This is a genomic window from Rhizobium sp. C4 (assembly GCF_021026315.1).
In the GTDB taxonomy this organism is placed as follows: domain Bacteria; phylum Pseudomonadota; class Alphaproteobacteria; order Rhizobiales; family Rhizobiaceae; genus Ensifer_A.
In genome coordinates, this window is the sequence record NZ_JAJNCX010000006.1 from 142110 (window position 1) to 159443 (window position 17334).

The window sequence follows — 17334 nt, forward strand, 5'->3', positions numbered from 1 at the left end:
TAAGCCATCATTGTCGCCAACCATCGAGCCTGCACAGCGCACCCGTTGGCAGACAGGCGGTTTCTTGCTATATAGAAATGGTGCATTTCTACAGGAGAAGGCCATGTCATCCACGATTTCAGCGAATGTCGATGACAAGACTGCCAGCCAGTTGAAGACCATTGCGTCCCTCGAAAACAGGTCCGTCTCGAACGCTGTTTCGAGTGCCATCACCGTCTTTGTCGGGCTTCCGAAGGGGCTGCGCGATTTCCTGCTCGAACTCAATGCACAAGATGATCAGGAGACGATCGTCAAACTTGGCAGAGAGATGATGGCTGCAGCCGCGCGGGTCCGCCTTGAAACGGCGACCGCCGATCTCGCGGCGGAACATCGCTTTGGGAAGGACGATCCAGCGTCGAGCGAAATCGACATGCTGGAGGAAGCAACCGCTCTCACCTGGGCGGTGCGCGACAGAAAAAAAGAGCAGGCGCCCGGCCGCAGGGTTCGGCTGCGGACCTGATGCATGGACCGGTCCGTACGCGTTCTGCTTGACGTCAACATCTTCGTCGCCAACATCATGGCCTATGACCGCGGCCATACGGGAACGGCTACGCAGAGCTTGGTGTCCATGGTCAGCGCACAGACTTGGGGGATGACGCGCAAATCTCAGCTCATCATCTCGTTCGAGATGATTGACACGCTAGAAGCTGTATTGCGGAGGATGCATTTTTCCGAAGACCGCATAAAGGCCTATTCAGGCTCGATCATTGACATCATGCGCTCCGGTCCGGAACAGCTCGACCCCTATTTGATCCTGGGTGGCGAAGAACGTTTTGCCATGCCTGACATAGAAGACGCTGGCGTCCTTGCCACAGCATTCGCCGCAGATGCCGACCTGCTCGTGACGGACAATCTCAGCGATTTCACAACGAAGGATTCCGTCGTCATCAATACGCAGCGTCTGAACACAAAAGCGTCAGGCCCGCGCATACTGCAGGCTCTGCGCTACCAAGTCGGCGGCGGGGATCTCGTCGTCGCACATCCCTTCGATGTGATGCAGTGGCTTCGTCTTGGTTATGATTTCAAGCCGGACGCCCTCTGGCAAATACTCAAGGATTCTACTCGCTGAACCATCAGCGCAGACCGTGTCTGATGGCGGGTATCAAGATGCGCGAAACCCCAACGTTTTCATCGCCTCCGCGCGCAATCATCCCCTCCCCGCCCGTGAGCCCTACCCTTGTCAGCACCATCCGCTGACGAGGATTGCCATGACCGACACGACGCCGAACCTGAAGCTTCCCTATATCCTGCCCTCGCAGGCCTTGAAGCATATCACCCATAACGAAGCCCTGCAGATCCTCGATGCGGCCAGCAATGCGACGATCGTCGCGACGCTCACTGCCCCGCCCGCGACGCCGGCAGAGGGCGCGCTCTATCTGGTGGGTGCGTCCGCAACGGCGGCGTGGAGCGGCAAGGACGGGCGGCTGGCCTTCTTCATCGACGGCGCCTGGATTTTCCTCATCCCCCGCGCCGGCTGGCGGGCCTGGTTTGCCGCCGAAGGACGCACGCGTGTCTTTGACGGTTCGGCCTGGGTCGATCCGCTCGCAATGCCCGTCGTCGACCGTCTCGGTGTCTCTGCCACGCCGGATGCCACGAACCGCCTCGCGATCTCCTCGGAAGCCAGCCTCTTCAACCATGCCGGCCATAATCACCGCCTGAAACTCAACAAGCAGGCGACCGCCGATACGGCCTCGCTGCTCTTCCAGTCCAACTGGTCCGGCCGCGCCGAAATCGGCCTTCTCGGCACCGATACGCTGCAGTTCAAGGCAAGCGCGGATGGCAGTGCGTGGACCGTCGGGCTGGAAATCGGCGGCGACGGGATTGCCCGCATGCCGGCGCGGCCGATCGTTTCGGCAACGCTCGGCAGCGCGACCTACACGCTCGCTTCCGGCAATCTCGTCGGCTTCGATACGATGAGCCTGCTGCAGGGCGGGTTTGCGCTGGGGTCGACGCTGGCGGGCGGACGCGGCAAGCCGCTGATCGCGCCTGCAGCCGGGCTCTACTTGATCGCGCTGCGCGCCAACCTGCAGGCGACGGGCGCCGCATCGCTTGCCGTTGCCGTCAATGGCGTCGCCTCCAATCTTCGCTGGAACGCGAGTGCCGCAACTTCGCCTGTGATGACGGCCGGGGCGACCGGCATTCTGTCGCTGTCGGCTGGCGATGCCGTCGCGCTGATCGCCGGCGGGCCGCTTTCGCTGCAGACCGGACCGGCCGCCTACGAACTCAGCCTGCGCCTTCTCTGATCCAGGCGGTTCAGGCGTAGAAGCGGACGATATCGGCGCCTGCCGACCACATCATCTTGAGACCGACGAGCAGAAGCAGCACGTTGATGATCTTGTAGAAGCTCTCCGTCGAGAACCGGCGGACGAGCTTCACGCCGAAATAGGTGGTGATGAGCGCCAGCGGCGTCAGAACCAGCGACACTTTCAGGATATCGAGGTTCAGCTCGCCGAGCATCAGATAGGGCGGCACCTTGATCCAGTTGACGGCGGCGAAGAACAGCGTGCTCGTTCCGATGAAGAGATCGCGCTCCAGCTTCTGCGGCTGCACGTAGATCTGGAACGGCGGACCGCCCGCATGCAGGATCATGCTGGTAAACCCGGCAATCGCACCCCAGAACAGCCCCGCCGGCACATCCGCCTTCTTGGCCGGCGCGAGCTCGGCCTTGGAAAAGAACAGGCTGCGGATGGCAAAGATCGTGGAGCTCACGCCGATGACGGCGCTGATGATGAATTCCGAGAGATAGGCGGCGAGAAAATACCCGGCCGCAATGCCGACCACGGCCGCCGGCAGCAGGATCGCGATGTTTCGCCGGTCGATCGTGCCGCGATACGTCCAGAGGCTGTAGGCATCCTGCACGAGCAGGATCGGCAGCATGACTGCGGCGGCCTCGACGGGCGGCATGACCAGCGCGAGGATCGGCGTGGCAATGATCCCCGCCCCCGCAAACCCGCCCTTGGACAGGCCGGCAATGCCCACGGCAAAGATGGCAGCGACCACAAAGGCCGGATTGTGCAGCAGTTCCACCCGAATTCTCCCCCGGCTTCCTCCCAAGGCAGCCTTACTATTGAGCTTTTAATCGATTGAGACGGCGGGTAAAGCCGATATTCACCATTCCGGTACGTTTGTGCGCACTGATTTTCCGGACTTAAAGGAATTCATACACTTGCCCGGGCATGATCCCGCGCAAAGTCCGGAGACCCTGCCCCGCATGTCGAAACCCCAGCCGCTCGTCACCCATGTCGTCAGGCAATTCCTGCCCAATCGCGGCGGGCTGGAAGATGTTGTGGCCAATCTCTGCGGCCAATTGCCTTCTCTCGGCTACCGCACAAAGGTCGTCACGCTCGACCGGCTCTTCGTGGAACCCGACAAGCTGCTCCCCGCCCGTGAGACCATTGCCGGCATCGATGTCGTGCGTATTCCCTGGAAGGGCTCTAGCCGCTATCCCCTCGCTCCGCAGGTCTTCAACCATCTGGCCGACGCCGACATCGTCCATGTCCACGCGGTGGATTTCTTCTTCGACGCGCTCGCCTGGGGCAGGATGCTCCACCGCAAGCCGATGATCGCGACGACCCATGGCGGGTTCTTTCACACGCAGAAATTCGCAGCCATCAAGAAGGTCTGGTTCAACACGCTGACCCGCGCCTCGGTCTCTGCCTATCGCGATCTCGTCTGCTGCAGCCTGTCGGATCTCGAAACCTTCCGGCCGATTGCCGGCAAACGGGCAAAGCTGATCGAAAACGGCGCGGATACCGGCAAATTCGCCGACCGCGCAAGCAGCATGGCCACAAAGGGCATGATCACCATTGGCCGTTTCTCCAGCAACAAGCAGTTGCCGCGCCTGATCGCCACCATGCGCGCCCTCGTCGACAGCGATCCGGACTGGCGGCTGACCATTGCCGGCGTTCCGTCGGATCTCAGCGAGGCCGATCTCCGGCAGGCCATTTCAGCCCATCGTCTCGACCACGCCGTCAACCTCGTCGTCGGTGCCTCCAATGAAGACATCGCCCGGCTGATGGGACAGGTGAGCCTCTTCGTCTCGGCCTCCGATTACGAAGGCTTCGGCCTTGTCGCCATCGAGGCGATGAGCGCGGGCCTCATCCCGGTCCTGCAGCCGAACGATGCCTACAGGGCGCTCGCCGCCCGGCATGAAACGATCAGGTTTGCCGATTTCGCCGATCCCCAGGTCGCCGCGGGCGCGATCCAGGCAAGCCTCAATGCGTTGATTACCGACCCGGCTCAGCGCAACACCGCCATGGCCGCCGCGGCCGACTATGCCTGGCCGGCGGTGGCCCGCCGTTATGCAGATCTCTACGACGACATCCTCAAACGATAGCTGGAGACCGATCATGAGAAGCCTGTCGCGGGGCCTGCTTGCCCTTCTGGTCTCCGCCTCGATGGCTGCGCCGGCCAGCGCCACCTGTTTTCGCGGCATCAACCTCTCCGGCGCGGAATTCAACGGGCGCGGCGCCAGGATCAATGTCGACTACACCTACCCGTCGCAGAAGATCATCGACTATTTTGCGTCGAAGAAGCTGAACACCGTGCGCCTCCCGATCCTCTGGGAACGCCTGCAGCCGGTGCTGAACCAGCCGTTCGATCCGGACGAACTCGGCCGCCTGAAAACCTCCGTCGATCAGATGCGCAAGGCCGGCCTCGGCGTCATCATCGATCCGCACAATTTCGCCACCTATAACGACATCCAGATCGGCACGCGGGTGGTCTCATACGCCGACTTTGCAGACTTCTGGCGGCGCGTCGCAGCCGAATTCGGCAATCGCGACGGCATCTATTTCGGGCTGATGAACGAACCCTTCCACATGCCGGCCACGCAATGGCTGCCGGGCGCACAGGCGGCCATTGATGCCATCCGCGAGACGGGTGCGAAGAACCTCATCCTGGTTCCCGGCGTCGAATGGACCTCGGCGCGCGAATGGGCAAAATTCAGCGCGGCCGAGATGATCAAGGTGACCGATCCGGGCGACAATTTCGCCTACGAGTTCCACCAGTATCTCGACAGCGACTTCTCAGGCACGCATGCCGCCTGCGACCGCGCCGCCGATGCGCTGAAGGCCATCGGCGACGTGACCGAATGGATGCGCACCAACAAGCGCCGTGGCTTCCTGGGTGAATTCGGCGGCAGCGGCCAGCCCGAATGCCTCAAGGGCATCGCCGACATGGTCGGCAAGATGAACGCCGCCAAGGATGTCTGGCTCGGCTGGACCTACTGGGTGGCGGGAGATTGGTGGCCGGCGACGGAAATCAACAACATCACCCCCACAAAGGACGGCGACCGGCCTCAGCTGGCGAGCCTTCTGGGGCCGGGGCTCGACGACAAGTCCTGCGCCGGCTTCTGATCGGCCTCGTTCCATGACCGGACGCCATTGGCGACGCCCAGGATGAACCACAGCAGCCCCCCGGTTTTCAGCGAATAGCCGGAATTCGAGATGATCATCAGAAGCAGGAAGTAGATGATCGCCATGGAATGGAAGTTCCAGGCCCTGACCGTCCGGCCGCGCGCAAAGACGAAGAGCGCCCAGAGACCGAGGAAGCCGAGAATGCCGAACTGCGTCAGCGAATAGGCAAGGCCTGAGTCCGCGGTAAACTTGTCAGTCATTTCGACGCCGAGAACGACGGGCAGGCCCAGCTGCGTGATGAGATGCGCGGTCACATTCAGGCGCCCGCTGATATCGTTCGGACCGCCATGCGTACCGCTGATAAGGCCGTAGATGGTCAGGAGTGTCAGGATCAGGAACGGCAGGATGAACCAGACGGTCCGCGGGATGATCTGGAAGAACGGCCTGAGCAGCGTCATCACGATGCAGGAATAGAGCCCGAAGCGAGCATCGGCCAGACAGATCATCGTCAGTGCGCAGGCGAATGTAATCCAGCGCAGCCGCATCTCTTTGCGGAAGAGCGCCCAGGCATAGACGATGACGCCGAAATTGCCGGTCGAGACCGGCTCCAGGAAGATCGACGACACGCGGTGCAAACCGAGGAACGGAAAGATCGTTCTTGGCTCGGCACGCACACCGCTGATGAAGAGGCCCTTCGTGTGCCCGAACGTGTCGGTCAGGGTCAGCGAGCCGCGCGCCAGATAATAGCCCAGCACGTTGAAATAGTTGAGATAGGTGTCGACCGCGAGATATTCGAACAGCCCGAAGGCCACGACGAAAATGGCCGAGGCCGCGACGAGGAAGTCGGCGAGACGCGGGCTCGCGATGCGAAGCCCGGCGAAATAGAAGGCGAACGGCACGAGAATGTCGCGCACCGGCTTCGGGTCGAAGACCTGACGGAACGCGAACAGCACGAGCATGTAGCCCAGGAAGACGAAGAAGCTGAGATAAAGCCCGATCTTGCGGTCAAGTGCCACGATGAGCGCACAGCCGATGCAGATCAGTTCGCCGAGCATGACGTGGCTGTCACGCACCGCAAACAGGCGCGTGTTGACGTAGCAGAGGAACGTGTTGTTCAGCATGCTGCCGAAGACGGCAATGATTGCCAGAAGGTAGAGCGAGCGGGCAAGGCTTGTTCCGCGCTCTTCGGCCGTGACGGGCGCGCGTCCGCCAACCGGCAGCGGCGGAACAGTTCCCGTCAGGCTCGCCATCCTCAGCCTCGACCTTCCGTGACAATGGCGCCGAGGAACTTGCCGTCCCACTGGGAGAGGCTTTCCAGCAGGCTCTCGATTTCCTCGACCGGCGTGTCCGCGCTGATCACCATGAACGTGGCCTCGGCCCGGTCGATGATGCCGGGCAGCATGGCAATGGCGGCATCACCCGCTCCGTTGGCGAGATGCAGGATCGGCCCACCGTCCTGCTGGCGGATGAGCGAGGTACCGGGCGCGGCGCGGTAGCGCAGCGAACCGTCGGTCGGATCGGACGGTGCGGCAAGCGCAACCCGCGGACCGTTGCGAACCAGACGCGACCGGGCCTGTGCAACCGCCTCCATCCCGTCCGACAGAAGAACGACCGAGCCCATGCCGATCAGCGTCGCAGCAACATCGCGAATGACCTCGTCGACATTGTCGACGCCGCTTGCCGGATAGAAGAGGATTTCCGCCTGAGCGGCACCGCTCTGGCCAAAGCTGGCGCGGATCATCTCCGCGGCGCGATCGACTTCGCTCTGGGCGGCCTGGTTGGTCTGTGCGGCGGGCGCTGTGCGAATGACGGGGCCATTGGCGCGCGCCTTCGTCACCGGGCTGAAGGAGACGATCTCGGAGGGCGTCGCCGGCGGCTCGGACGTGTTGGCGACCTCTTCCGTCTGCGTACGCCGACGGCCGGGGCCGCCCGGCGTTCCCGCCTGGCTCAGCAGTTCCCGCAGAACGGCGAGCGCCGAACCGGCCGCCGCACCAAACAGCAGACCGGCAATCAGGATGAGGAGCTTCGGCGCGCCGGACGGCTTGGTCGGCGGAACGGCAGCCGAGATGACACGCGCCGTCGTCGGGTCCTGCGAGGCCTTGCTGCCGAGCACTTCCGCGCGCGCCAGCGTGGTCTGGTACATTTCCTTCAGCGCCTGCGCCTCGTTCTGCAGCTGGGCAAGCGTCGTGCGGGCATCGCTCGTCTGCGCCATGGATTTCTGCAGATCGGCATAGCGCGCCTGCAGCGCATCGCGGTCGCCGACGGCGCGCTGGTAATTGTTCTTGAGCGAAGCACGGATGCGATCGAGTTCTGCCGTGATCGAAGCGCGCATGCTCGCGGCCTGCGCGCGGGCGGCCTTCAGCTGCGGGTGCTGCTCGCCCAGATTGGCGGCAAGCTGGGCCTCGGAATCGAGAAGCTGCGCATAGCGGGTGCGCAGGCTGACCAGCGCATTCGACTGCAGCGCCTCCGGGATCGCGCCGGCCTGAATGTCGGCCATGGTGATCTTCTGCGCCTGGTCGTAGATCGTCTTCTGCTGCTCGACGCGGGTCTTCGCCGTCGCCAGCTGCTGGTTCAGCGCCTCAAGCTGCTGGTCGGCCACGAGGCCGCCGGTCGGCGTGGAGTAGAGACCATGAGCGGCCTTGTATGCCTCGACCTCGGCCTGCGCCTTCTGCAGCTTGGCCGCAAGCCCCTCCGCCTGCTCCTTGAGCGAGGTGCCGATGCGCTGCGAGCTGCCGGTGCGGCTCTTGTCGATCTGTGTCAGATAGGCGTCCGCCGTCGCATTGGCGATATCGGCGGCTGCCTTGGCGTTGGGATGCTTGGCGGAGATAGCGAAGACCAGCGACTGGTCGGCGCGCTGCACGAGAAGGTCGTCGCCCAGCGCATCCATGGCCTCGCGACGTCGCTCGGCCTCGGACAGCACCTTGCCACCGAAGATATGGGAAAGCAGCCCGCCGGAGCGCGGCGGCGCAAGCCAGGTGTCGTTCTGCAGGTTCAGCTTGTCGACGACGGCGCCGAGAATCTCGGCCGACTGCATGACATAGAGCTGGCTGTCTGTGGTCGCCTGTGCGGCCAGTCCGGCAGCGCCCGCCGCCGTCGGATCGCCGGTTGGCGTCTGCAGGGCAGCCGGATCGAGGATCAGCGCGGTGGTTGCACGATAGGTCGGCGTCTGAACAAATGCGACGCCCAGAGCCAGAACACCGCAAAGCGCCGTCGATGCGGCCGGATAGACCCAACGGCGACGCAAGATGCCCGGCAGTTGAAAAATGTCGATATCCATACGCAATACGATCCCGAAAAACTGACCAACGAAATACAAGGCTTCGGACATCGAAACTGCCAGAGTATGATTAACAATCGGTCAATCGGTGTGAGACGCGATTCACCATGTTTTCCGGTTGCAGACCAATGGCCGGTGGGCTGCAGCCAATCTTTAACGGCCCGCCTCTATGCTCGCGCGCATGACGTCGAACCGGATTGCACAATGCCGCAAGAGCCTGCCTTGAATTCCGCCCCTGCCCTCATCTCGATGATTGCCTCGACGCTCGGCCGCGATGTCGAGATGCGGCTTCTGCTCGACACGCTGAGCGCACAGGACGACGGAAATTTCGAACTCATCGTGGTGGACCAGAACCCCGACGACCGGCTCGTGCCGATCCTGTCCGAATACCGGGGGCGTTTCCCGATCCAGCATATCAAGTCGTCCGAGAAGGGACTCGACCGCGGCCGCAATCTGGGCGCCCGCCACGCGACTGGCGACTGGCTGCTCTTCCCCGATGACGACAGCTGGTATCCCGCGGACTTCCTGAAGACGCTGCGCCGCCTGATCGCGACCGAACCGGCCGACATCTATTCCGGCCGCTCGCTCAACAAGGACGGCAAGGAGATCATGGTCTCTTTCCTGGGCGAGGATGCCGCGATTTCGCGCGCCAACATCTGGCATGTGCTGATCGAATGGGTGATCGTCTTCCGCGCGGAGACCTATCGCAAGGCTGGCGGCTTCGACGAGGATCTGGGCGCGGGCTCCGGCACGCCGTGGAATTCCGGCGAAGGCCAGGACCTCGTGCTGCGCTGCCTGTCGCAGGGCGCCAAGGGTCTCTTCCGCCGCGCGCTCTACGGCTTCCACCCGGAGGAGCAGCCGAATGCCAATCCGGAAGCCCATATCGCCAAGATGCATGGCTACAGCCGCGGCAAGGGCTTCGTGATGCGCCGCCACGGCTATTCCTTCATCGAGTTCCTGCCGGAACTGCTGCGCCCCGCCGCTGGCTTCGTCGTCTACACCCTGACCGGCAAGCCGACACTGGCTCGCCGCTCCCGCGCCATCCTCAAGGGCCGCCTCTATGGCTGGCGCAATTTTAAACCGCGATAAACCATGGTCTGAAGTCGCAGCCCCCACGCGCGCAGCTATCCGGATGTCTTAAGCTTTCGCAGCTAGGCTCCGATCCCGATATGGCACAGTCCTGGTGCCGGCAATGGACATGACATGAAACCTGCAGATAGCGGCATCGTGAAGAACTCGGTTCTCAATGCGGCAGCCGGACTGGCGCTGCTGCTGACCGGATTCGTCTCGTCTGTCGTGGTCGCGCGCCTTCTCGGCCCCGAGGCGAACGGCATGATCGCCTTTTCGCTGTGGATGGTCGTCACCGGCTCGCTGATTGCCGAACTCGGCACCGGGATTTCCATGCTCCGCATCCTGCCGCAGCTCGCCGCCCGCGGCTATGACGGCAAGGCACGGCGCGGCTTCGGCGCGTTTCTCGCCTGGCCCGTCACCGCCGCCACGCTGTGGCTCGCCATCGCCGCCACGGTCTGGCTCTACTATCAGGGCCCGAACCACGGCCTTGCCTCGAACCCGAACATCGCGCTCCTGACCGGCGGTCTCTTCATCGCCCAGTCGCTCGGCTCCTTTGCCAAGAACTACCTGATCGGCGAGCAGCAGCTCGGCTTCTTCTTCCGGGTTTCCACCCTCAGTGCCGTCCTTCAGGTCGCCGGTGTCGCCATCGGCGCATGGTACTGGGGCGTCGAGGGCGCGCTTGTGGGCTATGCGCTCGGCCAGATCCCGCTGCTTCTGACGACGCTCAACGTTCTGCGCACCCGCCCCGACAGCTGCGGCATGCAGCCGAAGCAGATCGCCAGCACCTCGTTTCTCATCGTCATCGAATTCATCATCACCGCCGTCTTCCTGACGCGTCCGGAAATCGTCTTCCTGCAGGAATTCCGCTCCTCCGAGGCCGTGGGCTATTATGCGGTCGCCACCTCGCTTGCCAATCTGGCGCTGCAGCTGCCGATCCAGCTGACCGGCAGCCTCGTGCCCTACTACGCAGCACATTCGGAAAAGAACGGCAGCCTCTCGTCCGACCTGCTGATCACCGTCATCCGCAATTTCGCCTATCTGACGCTGCCGATGAGCTTCGGCCTTTCCGCCGTCGCCGAACCGCTGGTGACCGGCATCTACGGTCCTGCCTATCGCGAGGCGGGCATCATCGTCAGCATCATCGCCGCCGGCGTTCCCGCCGCCGTCTTCCTGCAATTGTGCACGCAATACGTCTTCTCGATGGACCGGCAGGACTTGCGTCTTCGCACGACCATCGTCGGCGCGATCGTCATGGCCGTCGGGCTGTTCGCCACCGTCCCCTTCTTCGGCGGCGAAGGTGCCGCCGTCATGCGCAATCTGACGCTGGTCGTCATGGGCGCCTTCATCATGCGCTACATCCCGAAATCCAGTCAGAGTGGCGGCATCGTTCTGCGCATCCTGCGCATCGCCGCCGCATCGCTGGTCACGGCAGCGATTGCCTATGCCGCGACACGTTTCCTGCCGGGCATTCTCGGCGTCGTCGTCGGCATCGGAGCCGGCATGCTCGCCTATGTCCCTGCCCTTCGCATCATGCGCGCCGTCGATCCGGTGGACCGCACGACCTTGTCCGGCCTTGCGGTCCGCGTGCCGCAGCGCCTGCGCCCCCTTTATAGTCGCCTTATCGATATTGCAGCGCCCCAGAAGGGCGAGGTTGAGTTGCCATGAACGCACACACGATGCCCCACTCCCTATCGCAATCCCTGTCGCAGCCCATGTCCGCTATCGCAGGCGACCCCGTTCGCTTTGACCGGATGGCCGGGATCTTCACGCCCGCCGTCCCGCATACGGCGCCATCCGACACGGCAGTGCTCCTGGTGAGCCCCTGGGGCTTCGAGGACATGCCGGTGCGCAGGTTCTATCGCGAGATCGCCGAGGCGCTGGCCGCGCGCGGCATCGCGAGCCTTCGCTTCGATCTGCCCGGCACCGGCGATTCCGCCGAAGTGGCAACCGATATCGCGCTCGACGGCTGGCTGAGCGCCATCGCCGATGCAGCCCGCGAAGCCGGCAGGCTTTCCGGCGCATCGAAGATCCTCCTCCTCGGCCACGGTCTCGGCGCAACGCTGGCGCTTCTCGCAGAAACCCGCGTTGCGAACCTGACCGGCATTGCCCTCCTCGCGCCCGTCACCTCGGGTCGCATCTATGCGCGCGAAACCGGGCTCTGGTGGAAGATGATCGCCGCCGACCTCGGTCTCGGCCCGGACTACACCGAAAACGGCACACTGACGATTGCCGGCATGACCATGCCGGAGACAATAGCTGCGAGCATCCGCAAGCTGCGCGACGCCGACCTCAAGCTCTCGCGGCCGCTTGCCGTCCTTGCCGTCTGCCGGCAGGGCCGCGACAGCGACGGCGCGCTCGCCGATGCGCTGGCAACCGACGGCGCGACCGTGACGCGCCTCCCCTATGACGGCTTCGACGGGCTTGTCGTCAATCCGCTCATCTCGAAAACGCCCGCGCAGCTGGTCGACCGGATCGCCGAATGGGCGCGAAGCGTGGCTCCGGCGGAAGCCCCCACTGCAGCGCCCGAAGCGGCATCGACCCTGCCGCTGGCCGGGGAAGGCTATCGCGAGAGCGGCCATCGCTTCGGCGAAGGCGGCCGTCTCATCGGCACATTCTGCCAGCCGGAAGGCGATACCCGCGGCGCCCCCGTGCTTCTCGTCAGCACAAGCTATGACCGCGCCTCCGCCTGGGCCAATTCCGGTGCCGCAACGGCCCGCGATCTGGCGCGGCGCGGCATTGCAAGCCTGCGCTTCGACGCCGCCGGCATTGCCGACAGCCCCGCCAAACCCGGCGACCCCGCACAGATGCTCTATTCGAAGAGCCTGGACCGCGATGTCGCTCTCGCCCTCGATGAACTGAAGGCCATGACGGGCAAGTCCGCCGTTCTGGCCGGCCGCTGCAGCGGCGGCTACCATGCGTTCCATGCCAGCGTCGCCAACCCCAGGGCTGCCGGCGTCGTCGTCATCAATTCCTATGCCTTTGTCTGGGACGAAAGCCAGAGCGTCGAAGAGGCCCTGAAGAAGGTGTCACGTCCGCTCGGCGACTATTCCAAGCGCGCCATGAACCCGGAAACCTTCCGCCGGCTGCTGCGCGGCGAGGTCAACCTGAAGGCTGCAGGCCTCGCGATCCTCCGCCTCGTCGTCGCCAAGACCTACAACAGGATCGAACCCGCGCTCGGCAATCTCTCTGCAGGCAATCGCCTGAAATCGGAGATCCACGCCGCCTTCAAGGCCCTGGCCGATCGCGGCGCCCCCGTCGTCCTCGCCTATGGCCGCCACGACCCCGGCATTGAACAGGCCCGCATGGTCTTCGGCGGCGACCTCACCGGCCTCAAGCGCTACCCCAACACCCGATTCGTCTCGCTGGGCGACAGCGACCACAATGTGACGGTGCCGGAAGCGCAACGGATCGTGATCGAGGAGATCGCGCGGGTGGCGGTGGAGGCCGGCGCCAAGGGCTGACCGGCACCAGCAACCGATCTATTCAGCCGCAACAGGCACGATCTTGCGCACGCCGCCAGGCGCCACGACGCCATCGGCGATCTTCACCTTCTCGCGGAACCGTTCCAAAAGCATGGGGCGGTGATCGTCGATATTGTCGGGCAGACAATGGGTCAGCTGGCCGCAATTGCCGCAGACCTGGTTCTCGCAGCGCCGGCCTTCGAGATGCTGGAGACGCAGCGCGTTCATCTTGTCCGAGTTCCAGATCTGGACCAGCGTTTCCTTGCGCACGTCGCCGATAATCAGCTTGCGCCCCCAGTCGAGGAAGCAGGAGGAGACGAGCCCGTCGGCATTCACGCTCATGGCGTAGAAGATATAGGGGCACGTATCGGTCGGACGCAGTTGCTGCTGATAGATGCCGACATCGCCGATCTTGATGCCGGAACGCTCCTCGACATTGAACTCCGGCCAGCAGGGCGCAAAATTCTCGATGAAGATGCGGTCGCAATGATCGCCGAACGTGTCGAAGAACTCCTGCCGCTGCGGCTCGGTGATGAGCTCACCGGGGATCTTGATGGAGATTTCCATCTCGCCCTTGTTCTCGTAGAGCCACTTCACGCCCGCGACGAACTTGTCGAAATCGAAGTCGAAGCCGGTGAACTCGCGATAGGTCTCGCGCGTCATCCCGTCGACGGAAATGTTGATCTTGTCGAGCCCCGCCTCGATGACCGGGCCCAGCCGCTCCGGCGTCAGAAACGTGCCGTTGGTCGTCGTGTCGATATAGTCGACATAGCCGCTCTTCTTGGCATAGGCGATCATGTCGGCGAGCCTGCGGTTCAGGAAGGGCTCGCCATCCTTGTACATGCGCAGAACCTTGATCGGCTTGCCGAAGCCGGCCAGATCGTCGATTGCCTTGATGAAGACGTCGTATTTCATCGCGCCCTGGAAGCGGCCCGTCTCGGCGATCAGCTGGCGATGGCCGGTCGGGCAGAAGGTGCATTTGAAATTGCAGGAGCTTGCCGGATCCATGAAGACGATGAAGGGCGTCTCGATCGGAATCACCGTCTCAAGCGCGGTGCGCCCCTCGAGGTTGATGCGCGGCTTCAACTGGGCTTTCATGTCTTTCTCCAGATGGCATGGAACAGGGTCAAGGCCTGTCGCGCCAGATATTGCCCGACCAAAGCAGATCGCGATTGCGCCAAACTTGCCGGTGGAGCCTATCAGGGACCGGAAGCCATCGCTAACTCTGCTAATCTCGGCATCCGCCAGCCGATGACAAGCCACGGGAAAGGCTTTCACTGCTAAGAGAAATCCATGTTGAACGGCCTCGGGGACGCTGTGACCGCAGCACACGAAAAGACGGAAGACGCCGCCAGGTCTGCGGATGTATTCGCACGCGCGTTCGAGGCCGCGCCCTCGCCCGTAGATGCACGCGCCCTTCTCGACGAGATCGCAGCCAGCGACGGCACAGCCCGCCCACTTCACCCCACGCAGCCGCTTGCCCTTTACGGCGCAGGCGATCTTGGCCGGCTTGCCCGAGATCATCTGCGGTATCTCGAAATCCCCATTGCCGCCGTCATCGACCGCAATGCGGCGGCAATCGCCTCTGATCCTGGCTGGACCGGCATTCCGATTATGCATCCGGACAAGGTCGATCCAACGTTCAAGCGCGAGGCCATGCTCGCCGTCAGTATTGCCACGAGCCCCTTCGCGCCATTGCAGGCCTCCCTGCGTGCCGCCAGCTGGAACGATGTCGTTCCCTATTACGACATTGCCGAGAGCTTCCGCGATCGGCATCCGCTCTCGAACGGCTGGATCGCCGACCCCTTCTCCTCTGCCGATGTTTCGGCACTCGGCGACGTTCTCGACGGCTGGGCCGACCATCTTTCCCGTGCCCACCACCTGCAATTCCTCGCCTGGCGTCGACTGCGGCAGGAATGGACCTTCGGCGATGCGCCGGTGATGCTTGGCGACCGCTTCTTCATTCCCGAAATTCTGTCCGTACTGCGTAACGACGAGCACTATGTCGATGCCGGCGCCCATTTCGGCCATGTCGCCCGCCGCTTCATTGAGGAGCGCGAAGGGCAATTTACTGCCGTCACCGCCATCGAGCCAGATGCCCAAAGCCTTGGAGTGCTGCGCCAGACCATCGCCGCCCTGCCTGCTCAATGGGCCGCAAAGGTTGCGGCGCTTGATGCCGTACTGGACTTCTCACCGCAACGACGCGCCTTCCATGCCGGGCTCGGCTATGCTTCCCAGATCGCTTCCACCGGCAAGGCAACCCGGAAGACAACGACGATAGACGCGCTTGCCCTGAACCCGACCATTCTCAAGCTGCATCTGGAAGGCCATGAACTCCCGGCGCTCAAGGGCGCTGCGACAACACTCGCTTCCTGCCGCCCGATCGTCACTGCGACTGTCTATCACAATGCGGACGGGCTTTACGCCACGGCGCGATGGATGATGCAGACACTCGACAACTACCGCTTCCTCTTCCGCCTCCACAGCTGGTGCGGCACCGGGGCGGTCATCTACGCCATTCCCGCGGAAAGAGAGATACAACCGTGACCGTGCTGGAGACCACCGATCCGCAGCTCGTCTTCGATCTCGGAATGAACAACGGCGACGATACAGACTACTACCTCAAGCGTGGACTTCGTGTCGTCGCGCTGGAGGCCAATCCGGCGCTATGCCGGCATGCCGAGATGCGCTTTGCAGAAGCGATCCATGATCAACGCCTCGTCGTTGTGCATGCCGCGATCTGGTCGCAAACCGGTGAAACACGATTTTTCGTCAATCTCGATAACGACCACTGGAGCAGCATCGACATCGGCTGGGCGGGCCGCGACGACAGCCGCTGCAAGGAAATCATGGTGCGATGCTGCACCCTTCCAGAGCTGTTCAAGACCTATGGCGTGCCTCACTATCTGAAGATCGATGTCGAAGGCGTCGATACGATCGTGCTCGATCAGCTGCTCTCCGCCACCGCGCGCCCGGACTATGTCAGTGTCGAAGATTGCCGTTTCGGTTATGACTATCTCGCGAGCCTCGCGGCAAGCGGCTACACCGGCTTCAAGTTGCTCGACCAGTCGACGGTTGCCGGGCTCAGCGACGACACGGTCGGCCATGCCTTCCCGCCGGGCTCTTCGGGCCCGCTTGGCGAGGAGATCGCCGGCGACTGGCTGGACTACGACGCCATGATCGATCTTTACAGCCGCACCGTCCGCACAAGGAACGGTCAGCGACTCGCGCCACGTACCCACTGGTGGGATATCCACGCCAGCCGCACCATGACTTCAAGAGAGACCCAGAAATGACTGAAGAGCAAAAATTTGCCGCCTATGTCCGCGCAAACATAGAGAGCGCAGGCAACGATCGCGATTTCCTGGGCCTCAGCAATATCTGGGTGCGGGAATCGATCCATCACCGCTATGCCCAGAACTTCACCTGGCTCGGCCGCCCGATCATCCAGGTGCCGCAGGATACCTATGCGATCCAGGAACTCATCTGGTCCTGCCGCCCCGATCTGGTCATCGAGACCGGTATTGCCCATGGCGGCTCGCTGGTCATGAGCGCTTCGATGCTCGCCATGCTCGACTATTGCGACGCCGTGCAGACGGGTCAGGTGCTCGACCCGAAGTCCAGCCGCCGCAAGGTCGTCGGCGTCGATATCGACATCCGCGCCCATAACCGTGCCGCCCTCGACGCCCATCCGATGCGCCACAAGATCGAACTCATTCAGGGCTCATCGGTTGCGGAAGACGTGTTCGCGCAGGTGCTGAAACACACCGAAGGCCATGAGCGCATCATGATCTTCCTCGATTCCAACCACACGCATGCGCATGTTCTGGCCGAACTGGAACTCTACGCGCCGCTGACGACCAAGGGCTGCTATTGCGTCGTCTGGGACACGGGCGTCGAAGACCTGCCGGCCGCCATGTGCGGCGACCGCCCATGGGGCAAGGGCGACAATCCGAAGACAGCCGTCTGGGCCTATATGAAGGCGCTGGACGAGGAAGGCCGCAAGGCCAGCGACGGCGCGCCGCTCAAGTTCGAGATCGACAAGGTGATCGAACACAAGCTCGCCATCACCGCCTCGCCGGATGGTTTCCTCAAGCGGATCTGAGCCGTTTTCCTATTGAAATGAACG

General features: G+C 63.1%; 15 protein-coding genes. 11 read left to right on the forward strand and 4 right to left on the reverse strand.

All coding sequences use genetic code 11. The features are described from left to right. Positions 1-10: 10 nt before the first annotated feature. The 3 genes from LQK84_RS12705 to LQK84_RS12715 all read left to right on the forward strand — a co-directional run bounded on the left by LQK84_RS12705 (position 11) and on the right by LQK84_RS12715 (position 2282). Entirely contained in the window at positions 11-499 is a 489-nt protein-coding gene (locus LQK84_RS12705; RefSeq protein ID WP_230829097.1) for a hypothetical protein, read from the forward strand. Between the two features lie 3 nt (positions 500-502). Beyond that, positions 503-1108, forward strand: a complete 606-nt coding sequence (locus LQK84_RS12710) for a PIN domain-containing protein (protein ID WP_230829098.1) — start codon at positions 503-505, stop codon at positions 1106-1108. 139 nt (positions 1109-1247) lie between these two features. Beyond that, a complete protein-coding gene (locus LQK84_RS12715) occupies positions 1248-2282 on the forward strand; it encodes a DUF2793 domain-containing protein (protein WP_230829099.1) in 1035 nt (344 codons plus the stop codon). Between the two features lie 10 nt (positions 2283-2292). On the opposite strand, the gene LQK84_RS12720 is transcribed toward LQK84_RS12715, so the two are convergent. Then, positions 2293-3066 carry a sulfite exporter TauE/SafE family protein gene (locus LQK84_RS12720; protein WP_230829100.1) on the reverse strand — a complete coding sequence of 258 codons (774 nt, stop codon included), beginning with the start codon at positions 3064-3066 and terminating at the stop codon, positions 2293-2295. Positions 3067-3250: 184 nt separating this feature from the next. Here LQK84_RS12720 and LQK84_RS12725 point away from each other — a divergent pair, with 184 nt between their 5' ends. Together LQK84_RS12725 and LQK84_RS12730 are read left to right on the forward strand one after the other, a co-directional pair. Continuing rightward, positions 3251-4375: a glycosyltransferase family 4 protein gene (locus LQK84_RS12725; RefSeq protein WP_230829101.1), complete on the forward strand. Its 1125-nt coding sequence runs from the start codon at positions 3251-3253 to the stop codon at positions 4373-4375. A 13-nt stretch (positions 4376-4388) separates the two neighbouring features. Continuing rightward, a complete protein-coding gene (locus LQK84_RS12730) occupies positions 4389-5396 on the forward strand; it encodes a glycoside hydrolase family 5 protein (protein WP_230829102.1) in 1008 nt (335 codons plus the stop codon). On the opposite strand, the gene LQK84_RS12735 is transcribed toward LQK84_RS12730, so the two are convergent. After that, complete coding sequence (locus LQK84_RS12735; protein WP_230829103.1) at positions 5339-6646, reverse strand: UDP-phosphate alpha N-acetylglucosaminyltransferase; 1308 nt, start codon at positions 6644-6646, stop codon at positions 5339-5341. The genes LQK84_RS12730 and LQK84_RS12735 overlap by 58 nt on opposite strands. A 2-nt stretch (positions 6647-6648) precedes the next feature. Next, the gene (locus tag LQK84_RS12740; protein ID WP_230829104.1) at positions 6649-8673 is read right to left on the reverse strand and encodes a GumC family protein; all 2025 of its coding nucleotides are present in this window, start codon (positions 8671-8673) and stop codon (positions 6649-6651) included. Positions 8674-8895: 222 nt separating this feature from the next. Between LQK84_RS12740 and LQK84_RS12745 the strand changes: the two genes are divergently transcribed. The 3 genes from LQK84_RS12745 to LQK84_RS12755 all read left to right on the forward strand — a co-directional run bounded on the left by LQK84_RS12745 (position 8896) and on the right by LQK84_RS12755 (position 13205). Then, positions 8896-9762 (forward strand): glycosyltransferase family 2 protein, encoded by an 867-nt coding sequence (locus LQK84_RS12745; protein ID WP_230829105.1) that lies wholly within the window; start codon positions 8896-8898, stop codon positions 9760-9762. A gap of 114 nt (positions 9763-9876) precedes the next feature. Next, positions 9877-11409, forward strand: a complete 1533-nt coding sequence (locus tag LQK84_RS12750) for a lipopolysaccharide biosynthesis protein (RefSeq protein ID WP_230829106.1) — start codon at positions 9877-9879, stop codon at positions 11407-11409. 47 nt (positions 11410-11456) lie between these two features. Beyond that, positions 11457-13205, forward strand: coding sequence for an alpha/beta fold hydrolase (locus LQK84_RS12755; protein ID WP_230829107.1), 1749 nt, complete (start codon positions 11457-11459; stop codon positions 13203-13205). Between the two features lie 18 nt (positions 13206-13223). Here the strand turns inward: LQK84_RS12755 and LQK84_RS12760 are convergent, their stop codons facing one another. Beyond that, complete coding sequence (locus LQK84_RS12760) at positions 13224-14303, reverse strand: radical SAM protein (RefSeq protein ID WP_230829108.1); 1080 nt, start codon at positions 14301-14303, stop codon at positions 13224-13226. Positions 14304-14498: 195 nt separating this feature from the next. Between LQK84_RS12760 and LQK84_RS12765 the strand changes: the two genes are divergently transcribed. From LQK84_RS12765 to LQK84_RS12775, 3 genes are read left to right on the forward strand one after another with little or no spacing between them, the layout of a single operon-like run. Then, entirely contained in the window at positions 14499-15752 is a 1254-nt protein-coding gene (locus LQK84_RS12765) for an FkbM family methyltransferase (protein ID WP_230829109.1), read from the forward strand. Further along, positions 15749-16501, forward strand: a complete 753-nt coding sequence (locus LQK84_RS12770; RefSeq protein WP_230829110.1) for an FkbM family methyltransferase — start codon at positions 15749-15751, stop codon at positions 16499-16501. Before LQK84_RS12765 ends, LQK84_RS12770 begins: the two co-directional genes overlap by 4 nt. After that, on the forward strand, positions 16498-17310 hold the full coding sequence (locus LQK84_RS12775) for a cephalosporin hydroxylase family protein (protein WP_230829111.1): 813 nt from the start codon (positions 16498-16500) through the stop codon (positions 17308-17310). The genes LQK84_RS12770 and LQK84_RS12775 overlap by 4 nt, the downstream gene beginning before the upstream one ends. Positions 17311-17334 lie beyond the last annotated feature (24 nt).

Coding starts and splice junctions, on each gene's coding strand:
- LQK84_RS12735 (WP_230829103.1), bottom strand. CDS start 6,646: ATGGCGAGCCTGACGGGAACTGTTCCGCCGCTGCCGGTTGGCGGACGC.
- LQK84_RS12710 (WP_230829098.1), top strand. CDS start 503: ATGGACCGGTCCGTACGCGTTCTGCTTGACGTCAACATCTTCGTCGCC.
- LQK84_RS12755 (WP_230829107.1), top strand. CDS start 11,457: ATGTCCGCTATCGCAGGCGACCCCGTTCGCTTTGACCGGATGGCCGGG.
- LQK84_RS12775 (WP_230829111.1), top strand. CDS start 16,498: ATGACTGAAGAGCAAAAATTTGCCGCCTATGTCCGCGCAAACATAGAG.
- LQK84_RS12765 (WP_230829109.1), top strand. CDS start 14,499: ATGTTGAACGGCCTCGGGGACGCTGTGACCGCAGCACACGAAAAGACG.
- LQK84_RS12740 (WP_230829104.1), bottom strand. CDS start 8,673: ATGGATATCGACATTTTTCAACTGCCGGGCATCTTGCGTCGCCGTTGG.
- LQK84_RS12715 (WP_230829099.1), top strand. CDS start 1,248: ATGACCGACACGACGCCGAACCTGAAGCTTCCCTATATCCTGCCCTCG.
- LQK84_RS12725 (WP_230829101.1), top strand. CDS start 3,251: ATGTCGAAACCCCAGCCGCTCGTCACCCATGTCGTCAGGCAATTCCTG.
- LQK84_RS12760 (WP_230829108.1), bottom strand. CDS start 14,303: ATGAAAGCCCAGTTGAAGCCGCGCATCAACCTCGAGGGGCGCACCGCG.
- LQK84_RS12730 (WP_230829102.1), top strand. CDS start 4,389: ATGAGAAGCCTGTCGCGGGGCCTGCTTGCCCTTCTGGTCTCCGCCTCG.
- LQK84_RS12750 (WP_230829106.1), top strand. CDS start 9,877: ATGAAACCTGCAGATAGCGGCATCGTGAAGAACTCGGTTCTCAATGCG.